Source organism: Mesorhizobium sp. CNPSo 4688 (genome assembly GCF_057784295.1).
Window position 1 is genome coordinate 158,115 of the sequence record NZ_JBWLUY010000008.1, and the last position, 9,447, is coordinate 167,561.

A 9,447-nucleotide genomic window follows, 5' to 3' on the forward strand; every position below is an offset into this window, starting at 1 on the left:
TGTGACCGCGAAATGCTTCACGTCCGGGTGATCGAGATGCCGCCATCGGCAAACAGCGTCGATCCAGTGGTGAAGCTCGAAGCATCCGAGGCCAGAAAGAGCGCCGCGCGGGCGATCTCTTCGGGCTCCGCCACGCGCTTCAAGGCGTGCAGGTTTTCGACGAAAGCACGCGTTTCCGGAGTCTTGAACGTCGCCGACGGCGTGTCGGTGCCGCCCGGCACCAGTGCGTTGACCCGCACGCCTTTGGCGCCGTATTCGGCGGCCAGTACCTGCGTCAGCCCGATCAGTCCGGCCTTGCTGGCGGCATAGCTGGTCATACCGGGCATGCCGACGGTGTGACCGACAAAGGTGGAGGTGAAGATCAGCGATCCGCCGCCAAGCTCGACCATCGCCGGCACCTGGTATTTGGCGCCGAGAAAGGCGCTGGTCAAATTGGTGTCGAGCGTTTCGCGCCAGCCCTTGAGCGACAGGTCCGAAATCGCACCCATTGGGCCGACGGCGCCGACATTGTTGAAGGCGATATTGAGCCCGCCAAACCTTTCGATGGCTAGATCGACAAGGGCCTTTGCATAGGCCTCGTCGGTGACGTCGCCGACCAGCGCGATTGCCGTGCCGTCGGCTTCCTCGATTTCGGCGACCAGCGCGTCAAGCTCGGCCTGGCGGCGGGCGGCGACAACGACCTTGGCGCCTTCCTCGGCAAAGAGTTTTGCCGTAGCGCGGCCGATGCCGGAACTGGCGCCGGTGACAATGGCGACCTTATTGGCGAGTGCGAACATTTTCTGCATCCTTTTTCTTCGCCAGCAGCGCCGGCAATTGGGATGTTAGTCGCAGGTTGGGGCAGCGCGAGCCACCCGATACGTGCGCACTGTCCGGTTTGCTGAATTGGATGATGGCGGTACAGACCGCCCGAACTATTGCTTCAGCAGCCAGCCGAGGCGATCGAGCGAAAATGCGTAGCTGATGGCGATGAGCAGCGTGACGATAATGCCCGTGGTCGTGTGACCGGCGGCATAGAATCCGGCAGCACCGCCAAACAGGATCACCAGTTCTAACACCAGCCGCACTGCTCCCGGCACAGGCACCGGCGCGCGTCCCGACCGGCTTGGGTCGCCGCGCACCGCGAAGATTCCCCACAGCACAGCTGCAATGGCCGGCAAGGTCAGAGCGAGGAGCCAGCGCCACCATCCACCGGAGAGGCTCCAGCCGGCAATGCCAAGACCAAGCAAAGCGGCAAGTTCCAGCAGGAAGCGCAACGTCAGATTCCACCAGGCATTGCCCATATCCGTCCTCCAGAGTCTCGCGACCGCCAGTGTGGCCGAACGCAACCATGGCTGCCAGTCCGGGCAGGTCTTTTCCACCACGGCGCAAAACGGCAAGCGCCGTCGCAAACAGCGCAAGGGTGGAAGCGCTGTTTCGCTAGTGATACACCTCGCGCGCTGGGGCCGAGTGAATGCCCCTGCCGCCATTTGCGAGGCTGGAACGTTGAAAAAATATTCGGTATTCGCCATCGCCCGCGAGGCCATGCGCGGCCACAAGGGCTGGGAGGAACAATGGTCCTCGCCGGAGCCGAACAAGGAATACGACGTCATCATCGTCGGCGCTGGCGGCCATGGCCTGGCGACCGCCTACTATCTCGCCACCGTGCACGGCATCACCAATGTCGCGGTGCTGGAAAAGGGCTGGCTCGGCGGCGGCAACACGGGGCGCAACACCACCATCATCCGCTCCAACTATCTCTATGACGAGAGCGCGGGCATTTACGACCATGCGCTTAAGCTGTGGGACGGGCTCTCCCAGGAGCTCAACTACAACGTCATGTATTCGGCGCGCGGCGTGATGATGCTGGCGCACAATGTGCACGACATCCAGGTGCTGAAGCGCCATGTTCACGCCAATCGCCTCAACGGCATCGACAATGAATGGCTGACGCCGGAACAGGCGAAGGAATTCTGCCCGCCGCTCAACATTTCCAAGCAGGCACGCTATCCCGTCGTCGGTGCAGCCCTTCAGCGCCGCGGCGGCACGGCGCGCCATGACGCGGTGGCCTGGGGCTATGCGCGCGGTGCTTCGGCACGCGGTGTTCACATCATTCAGAATTGCGAGGTCACCGGGGTCAAGCGGGCGGCCAACGGCGCGGTCATGGGTGTCGACACGACGCGCGGCTTCATCGGTGCGAAAAAGGTCGGCGTGGTTGCCGCCGGCCATTCCTCCGTCATCATGAACATGGCCGGTGTGCGCATGCCGCTGGAAAGCTATCCGCTGCAGGCGCTGGTGTCGGAGCCGGTCAAGCCGGTGGTGCCATGCGTGGTGATGTCGAACACGGTGCACGCCTACATCTCGCAGTCCGATAAGGGCGAGCTGGTGATCGGCGCCGGCACCGACCAGTATGTATCCTATTCGCAGACCGGCGGCCTGCACATCTTGCAGCATACGCTGGACGCCATCTGCGAGATGTTCCCGATCTTCACCCGCATGAAGATGCTGCGCTCGTGGGGCGGCATTGTCGACGTCACGCCCGATCGTTCGCCGATCCTGGCCAAGACGCCGGTGCCTGGCCTCTACGTCAATTGCGGCTGGGGCACGGGCGGCTTCAAGGCGACGCCTGGTTCGGGCCATGTCTTTGCCCACACCATTGCCAAGGACGACCCGCATCCGATCAATGCGCCCTTCACCATCGAGCGCTTCCGCACCGGCCGCCTCATCGACGAGGCAGCGGCGGCGGCGGTGGCGCACTGATGATGGATGCCGCCGCTACCACCAACACGTTTCGGAGAGTCTACGGATGAGCTCGTTGGCGCTCGCCATAATCGTAGCTTCGGCTCTGTCTTCGTCGTGGAACGGGGATTTGACTTATGTCGCGGCCGAAGATGAATTTCGGGCGCAAGCGATCTCCAAAGTGGGCATCGAGAAGGACTGGCCGTTTTCCGTCGATACCGGCTATCTGCTCTGCACCTTTCTAGGCAGCCAAAAGGTTGTTTTCTTCTTCGAAAGGCTGCCCCAGAACCCCAACCTCAAAGACACTGGTCCTGGCGATCGTGGCGTCTTGATCACGCTCGATCCCAAGAAAATCAATCTGGCCGGTTTGGGCAGCACAAGCATGTTTGCCCAGACGCCGAGCCTGAAGGAATTTCTTCGGCGACTAAGGCCTTATGCCGCCTTGGGCGAATCGCTTTGCGATCAGCCGCCCGGCACCATTGTCGGCCCCAGCGAAATCTAAGGATCGGAAACAATGCTTCTCATCCGCTGCCCCTATTGCGAGGAAGAGCGCCCGGAGCTCGAGTTCCGCAACGCCGGCGAGGCGCATATTGCGCGCTCGGCCAATATGGCGGGCGAGAGCGACGACGACTTCGAAAAGTTCTTCTTCATCCGCTCTAACCCCAAGGGCATCATCTATGAGCGCTGGCGCCACATCCATGGCTGCGCGCGCTTCTTCAACGCGGTGCGCGACACGGTCACCGACAAGTTCGTCATGACTTACAAAGCCGGCGAGCCGAAGCCGTCCAAGCTTCCGGGAGTTGTGAAATGAGCGGCGCGTTCCGTATCCCGAGCGCCGGCCGGCTCAGCCAGGCCAAGACCGCGCGCTTCAGCTTCGACGGCCAGTCCTATACCGGCATCGAGGGCGACACGCTGGCTTCGGCGCTGCTGGCCAATGGCGTGCATCTGGTCGGCCGCTCGTTCAAGTATCACCGTCCCCGCGGCTTCCTGTCGGCCGGCGCGGAAGAGCCCAATGCGCTGGTTCAAATCGAGCGCGACGCGGCACGCAAGGCGCCCAACATCCGCGCTACGGTGCAGGAGCTCTATGATGGGCTCGTCGCGAGCTCGCAGAACCGCTGGCCCTCGCTTGCCTTCGACGTCGGCGCGGTCAACGACATTGCCTCGCCGCTGTTTTCGGCCGGCTTCTACTACAAGACCTTCATGTGGCCGAAGGCGGCGTGGAAGAGCCTGTACGAGCCGAAGATCCGCGCCGCGGCCGGCCTTGGCGTTTCGCCTGACAAGCCCGATCCCGACCATTATTCGTCGCGCTATGCGCATTGCGACGTGCTGGTGCTGGGCGGCGGTGCGGCTGGCATCGCGGCGGCGCTTGCCGCTGCCGAAACCGGCGCCCGCGTCATCCTCGCCGACGAGCAGGCGGATTTCGGCGGCAGCCTGCGCTTCGAGACCGGCGCGAAGATCGATGGCCAGGACGGCTATGCCTGGGCGCAAGCGGCGATCGCGAAGCTCAGGGGCATGGACAATGTCCGCGTGCTCTCGCGCACGACGGCGTTCGGCTATTACGCGCAGAATTTCGTCGGCCTGGTCGAGCGCGTCAGCGACCATCTGCAAAGCCCTGGCCACGATCTGCCGCGCGAGCGGCTGTGGCAGGTCCGCGCCAAGCGCGTGGTGCTGGCGACAGGGTCGATCGAACGCCACATGGTATTTGCCGACAACGATCGGCCCGGCATCATGCTGGCCTCGGCGGCGCGCATCTATCTCAACCATTACGGTGTCGCCGTCGGCAAAAATGTCGGCGTCTACACCGCCAATGACTCGGCTTATGCAGCCGCGATCGACCTGAAGAAGGCCGGCGTCAACATCGCGGCGATCGTCGATTTACGCGACCATCCGACCGGGCCGGTGATCGACGAGGCGAGGGCGCTCGGCATCGAGGTCAATTTCGGCCGCGCGGTGATCCGCGCCGGCGGCAAATTGCGCGTGACGTCGATGACCGTGCAGCCAAAGAATGGCGGCGGCGAGCGCACCATTCCGGTCGATGCCATCCTGATGTCGGCCGGCTGGACGCCATCGGTGCATCTCTTCTCGCAGTCGCGCGGCAAGGTCGCTTTCAACGACGAAACCAAGCGTTTCGTGCCCGGAATCTACGCGCAGGATTGCGTCTCGGTCGGCGCCTGCAACGGCACTGACGGGCTGTCGGCAAGCATTGACGAGGCCTATGCGGCCGGCGCCAAGGCGGCGAAGGACGCCGGTGCGAAAACCGCGAAGGGCACGAAGCCAAAGGTCGATGCGTCGGAAAGCTGGTCGCGCGGCATGCTGGGGGCAGCGCCCGGCGCCGGGCCGGACAAGACGGTCAAGGCTTTCGTCGATTTCCAGAACGACGTCACCGCCAAGGACATCCGCCAGGCGGTGCATGAGGGCATGCGCTCGATCGAGCACGTCAAGCGCTTCACCACCAATGGCATGGCGACCGACCAGGGCAAGACCTCCAACATGCACGGCCTGGCGATTGCCGCCGAGACGCTGGGCAAGCCGATCCCGGAGGTCGGCCTGACCACGTTCCGCGCGCCCTACACGCCGGTGACCTTCGGGGCGATTGTCAGCCATGCACGCGGGCCGTTGTTCGACCCGACGCGAAAGACCGCGATCCATCCTTGGGCCGAAGCGCAAGGTGCGGTGTTCGAGGATGTCGGCCAGTGGAAGCGCGCCTGGTATTTCCCTAGGGGCGGCGAGGACATGCATTCGGCTGTCGACCGCGAATGCGTTGCGGTTCGCACCAGTGCCGGCCTGTTCGACGCTTCGACGCTGGGCAAGATCGAAGTGGTCGGGCCGGATGCGGCGAAGTTCATGGAACTGCTCTACACCAATCCGTGGGAGAAGCTGGAACCCGGCCGCTGCCGCTATGGCATCATGCTGCGCGAGGACGGCTTCATCTATGACGACGGCGTCGTCGGCCGGCTGGCGCCGGACCGTTTCCATGTCACGACGACGACGGGCGGTGCGCCGCGCGTCATGAACCATATGGAGGATTATCTCCAAACCGAATTCCCGCATCTCAATGTCTGGCTGACCTCGATCACCGAGCAGTGGGCGGTCATCGCCGTGCAGGGACCGAAGTCGCGCGACATCATCGCGCCGCTGGTCGAAGGCATCGATATGTCGGATGAGGCGCTGCCGCATATGTCGGTGCGCGAGGGCAAGATCTGCGGCGTGCCGACCAGGCTGTTCCGCATGTCGTTCACCGGCGAGCGCGGCTTCGAGGTCAATGTGCCGGCCGACTACGGCCAGGCCGTCTGGGAAGCGCTGTGGGCCGAGGGCCAAAAGCATGGCGCCACCGCTTACGGCACCGAGGCCATGCACGTGCTGCGCGCCGAAAAAGGCTACATCATCGTCGGCCAGGACACAGACGGCACGGTAACGCCGAACGATGCCGGGCTCGACTGGGCGGTCGGCAAGAAGAAGACCGACTTCGTTGGTATCAGAGGCCTGACGCGGCCCGACCTCGTCGCCAAGGGCCGCAAGCAACTGGTCGGGTTGAAAACCAGGGACCCGAAGGTGGTGTTGGAGGAAGGCGCGCAGGTCGTCGCCGATCCCAAACAGGCGATCCCGATGAAGATGATCGGCCACGTCACCTCGAGCTACTGGTCGCAAAATTGCGGCCGCTCGATCGCGCTGGCGCTGGTCGCAGGCGGGCGCGACCGGATGGGCGAGACGCTTTACGTGCCGATGCCAAACGGGGTGATCGAAGTGGAGGTTACCGGCATGGTGTTCTTCGACGAGACGGGAGGGCGCCTCAATGGCTAAGGCTGCTGTGAAAACCAGTGCATCCGCTGCCGAGCGTCGTCCGGCGCAGGCCGGGCGCAGTGTTTCGGCGAAGAACGTGAAGGTTGAGGCGCTGCCGCCGGCTGAGCGTGTGTCGCTGCGCGCGCCGGAGGCTTCCATTGCCGCGCTGTCGAAGGCGCTCGGGCTGACCTTGCCGAAGAGCCCGAAGACCTCGGCTTCGAAGGCCGGCCGCACGGCGCTGTGGCTCGGACCAGACGAATGGTTTCTTATCGACGAGGCCGGCAAGGACCTGCTCGCCGACTGCGCCAAGGTATCCGCGCTGCATTCGGCCGTCGGTATTTCACACCGCAACGTCGCCTTCGCCGTCACCGGCCCGGCGGCGGCCGCCGCGATCAATGCCGGCTGCCCGCAGGACCTGTCGCTGGAAGCTTTCCCTGTGGGTGCGGCGTCGCGCACCATTCTTGGCAAGTGCGAAATCGTGCTGTTGCGCACGGCAGCCGACGCCTTCCGGGTCGAGTGCTGGCGTTCCTTCTCGGACTATGTCTTTACTTTCCTGTCGGAGGCAGCCAGCGACGCGGCGGCGTAGGAACGTTTGACGCGTACGCTCGTTCTGCTTGCGCCTGTCGAGGGAGAATGCCAATGCCGTCGAAATCCGCGCCGAAGTCAGCCAGGAAAACCGCGGCGGTCCGCTCGCTCGAACATGAACAGCACCACGAGGTGAGTGCCGAAGAGGAACTTGAGGAAGGTCTCGAGGACACGTTCCCGGCCAGCGATCCGGTGTCGATCACCGCGACCTCCATCTCCGGTGCGCCGGCAAGACCCGGCAAGGCCAAGACCGTGCCAGGGCGGAAGCCGCGGAAGACATAAGTCTCTCCGCCACGGCTTGAGTTCAGGAAAACCCGGCATGCGCCGCGGAAAAAGGGGCGGCCGGGATTTATCCTGCCGCCCTTAGTCGTTGTGCTGTTCGGTGGTCGAGCTTAATCACCTTAGAACGTGCTCGGCACGATCCACGGGTCGATCTCGATGCCGGTGCGCGGGCCCTTCGCCTTGGCGTCCGACTTTTCGACCGAGCCGGTCACACCGCAATCGAGCTTGGCATGGGTCGTGGTGTCGACGCAGGTGGCAGCCGGGGCCTGCTTGGGCGAATGGTTGTCGCCGGCAGCGAACGCCGAGCCGGAGAGCGCCAGCACAGCGGCGAGGGCGAGAGGGGTCTTGTTCATGTCAGTCTCCATAGGATAAATTGTTTTTGTACATGTACAATACAGTGTACACATACGTCCGAGGAAACGGGTTTTCAAGTCAGAAAACGTACACGTACGACAATTTTTTTGAACGCCGAAAATTGCGGCTGACTGACACAGCCGAAGCTGTCAGGCCGGACGTTCAATTGAAGGGGCGGGGGATACCCAGGTGCTCAGCAGTTGACCGGAGTCTTGGTCAGCGGTGGCACGTCCTGCGTGGTGAGCGAGGCAAGGGTGGAATCGCACATCCGCTTCACGAAAGCCTGCGGATCGCCAAAGGGGTAAAACGGAAAGGTAATGAGCAACGAGATGGTCCCGTGGCCGACCGCCCACAGCATGGTGGCGATCGCGCGCGCATCGCCGTGCAATTTGCCAGCGGCAACGCAAGCCTCGACCCTTGAGATCAGCGCTTTCATCGCCGGGTTGCCCTCTTCCATGTCCTCATAGCTTCTGCCCTCCGGCAGCTTGGTCTTTTCAGTCATGAAGACGGTACGGTATTCGTTGGGGTTGCCGAGCCCGAAGGCGGCATACTCGGTCATCACTGCCTTCAGCGCCTCGATCGGGTCGTCGGAGGGGTGCGCCTCGATGTTGCGGGCAAGTGTTTCGAACGCATCCTCGGCCAGCGCAAACAGGATGTCCTGCTTGTCGGCGAAATAGGAATAGACCGACATCGGCGCATAGCCAACCCGGTTGGCCAGCTTGCGGATGGTCAGGCCTTCATAGCCCTCTTCCTTGACGAGCTTGTGGGCTGCGTCGAGCAGCTCGGAACGCAGTTCGGCCTTTTGTTTTTCGCGGCGTTTCTGGACGCTCAGCGGCACGTGAGTCTGCCTTCATGTGGTGGGGTGTTGGCCAAATTATATACGCTGTACGAAAACGGACAAGGGCGCGGCAGGTTCCCCTGCGGCAATGGTTACCAAATCTGGGGTTATCAAATCGCGCCGACACCGCCATCCACGGCCAGCGTGTGGCCGGTCATGAAGGAATTGGCGGGGTCAGCGGCAAACAGGATGGCGGTCACGACCTCGTCGACTTCAGCCACCCGCTTCATCGGTACGCCGCGTGTCAGCTCGGCCAGGGCTTCGGCCTCCGGCGCGCCGGAGATGCGCACGAAGCTGTCGACCATGGCCGTTCGCGTATGCGCCGGGCAGACGGCATTGATGCGTATGCCCTTGGTTGCGTATTCGGCCGCAGCCGACTTGGTCAGCCCGACGACGCCATGCTTGGCGGCGGCATAGACCGACAGTTTCGGTGCGCCCACCAGCCCGGCAACCGAGGCGATGTTGACGATGGCGCCGCCTTTCCCGTCCGATTTGAACTGCCGCTCCATCTGCGGGATCTGGTGCTTCATGGCATAGAAAACGCCGAGCAGATCGATCTCCAGCACCCGGCGCGCCTCGTCGGAGGCGACTTGCGGCAGGCGCACGAAACTCTGGACGATGCCGGCATTGTTGATGGCGATGTCCAGCCGGCCGAATTTATCGGCCGCCAGTTTCACCAGATCCTCTGACAGTTTTTCGTCCGCTATGTTGCCAGCAAGGATAGTTGTTTCGGCCTGCAGCGAGCCGGCAAGTTCTGCCAGCACCTTTTCGTCGATGTCGGACAACACCAGGCGGGCGCCTTCAGCGGCAAAGCCTTTGGCAGCACCGCGGCCGAGGCCGCCGGCGGCACCGGTGATCAGCACGGTCGCTCCGTCAAAACGGCCCATTATGCC

General features: G+C 63.3%; 11 protein-coding genes. 6 read left to right on the top strand and 5 right to left on the bottom strand.

The window, feature by feature from the left end; all coding sequences use genetic code 11:
• Positions 1-17: 17 nt before the first annotated feature.
• Positions 18-776 (bottom strand): SDR family oxidoreductase, encoded by a 759-nt coding sequence (locus tag AC04SH_RS16835; RefSeq protein ID WP_488575863.1) that lies wholly within the window; start codon positions 774-776, stop codon positions 18-20.
• A gap of 135 nt (positions 777-911) precedes the next feature.
• Positions 912-1,280: a YrdB family protein gene (locus AC04SH_RS16840; protein ID WP_488575864.1), complete on the bottom strand. Its 369-nt coding sequence runs from the start codon at positions 1,278-1,280 to the stop codon at positions 912-914.
• Positions 1,281-1,482: 202 nt separating this feature from the next.
• Between AC04SH_RS16840 and AC04SH_RS16845 the strand changes: the two genes are divergently transcribed.
• From AC04SH_RS16845 to AC04SH_RS16870, 6 genes are read left to right on the top strand one after another with little or no spacing between them, the layout of a single operon-like run.
• Complete coding sequence (locus tag AC04SH_RS16845) at positions 1,483-2,736, top strand: sarcosine oxidase subunit beta (protein ID WP_112559217.1); 1,254 nt, start codon at positions 1,483-1,485, stop codon at positions 2,734-2,736.
• 46 nt (positions 2,737-2,782) lie between these two features.
• Positions 2,783-3,217: a hypothetical protein gene (locus tag AC04SH_RS16850; protein ID WP_488575865.1), complete on the top strand. Its 435-nt coding sequence runs from the start codon at positions 2,783-2,785 to the stop codon at positions 3,215-3,217.
• Between the two features lie 12 nt (positions 3,218-3,229).
• On the top strand, positions 3,230-3,526 hold the full coding sequence (locus AC04SH_RS16855; protein ID WP_477261157.1) for a sarcosine oxidase subunit delta: 297 nt from the start codon (positions 3,230-3,232) through the stop codon (positions 3,524-3,526).
• Entirely contained in the window at positions 3,523-6,516 is a 2,994-nt protein-coding gene (locus AC04SH_RS16860) for a sarcosine oxidase subunit alpha (RefSeq protein WP_488575866.1), read from the top strand. The genes AC04SH_RS16855 and AC04SH_RS16860 overlap by 4 nt, the downstream gene beginning before the upstream one ends.
• Entirely contained in the window at positions 6,509-7,081 is a 573-nt protein-coding gene (locus AC04SH_RS16865; protein ID WP_477233151.1) for a sarcosine oxidase subunit gamma, read from the top strand. Before AC04SH_RS16860 ends, AC04SH_RS16865 begins: the two co-directional genes overlap by 8 nt.
• Before the next feature lie 53 nt (positions 7,082-7,134).
• Positions 7,135-7,362, top strand: coding sequence for a hypothetical protein (locus tag AC04SH_RS16870; protein ID WP_488575867.1), 228 nt, complete (start codon positions 7,135-7,137; stop codon positions 7,360-7,362).
• A gap of 119 nt (positions 7,363-7,481) precedes the next feature.
• Here the strand turns inward: AC04SH_RS16870 and AC04SH_RS16875 are convergent, their stop codons facing one another.
• From AC04SH_RS16875 to AC04SH_RS16885, 3 genes are all read right to left on the bottom strand, one after another.
• Positions 7,482-7,715, bottom strand: coding sequence for a DUF680 domain-containing protein (locus tag AC04SH_RS16875; RefSeq protein ID WP_488575868.1), 234 nt, complete (start codon positions 7,713-7,715; stop codon positions 7,482-7,484).
• Between the two features lie 194 nt (positions 7,716-7,909).
• Complete coding sequence (locus AC04SH_RS16880; RefSeq protein WP_477233148.1) at positions 7,910-8,554, bottom strand: TetR/AcrR family transcriptional regulator; 645 nt, start codon at positions 8,552-8,554, stop codon at positions 7,910-7,912.
• Positions 8,555-8,664: 110 nt separating this feature from the next.
• The gene (locus AC04SH_RS16885) at positions 8,665-9,441 is read right to left on the bottom strand and encodes an SDR family NAD(P)-dependent oxidoreductase (protein ID WP_488575869.1); all 777 of its coding nucleotides are present in this window, start codon (positions 9,439-9,441) and stop codon (positions 8,665-8,667) included.
• Positions 9,442-9,447 lie beyond the last annotated feature (6 nt).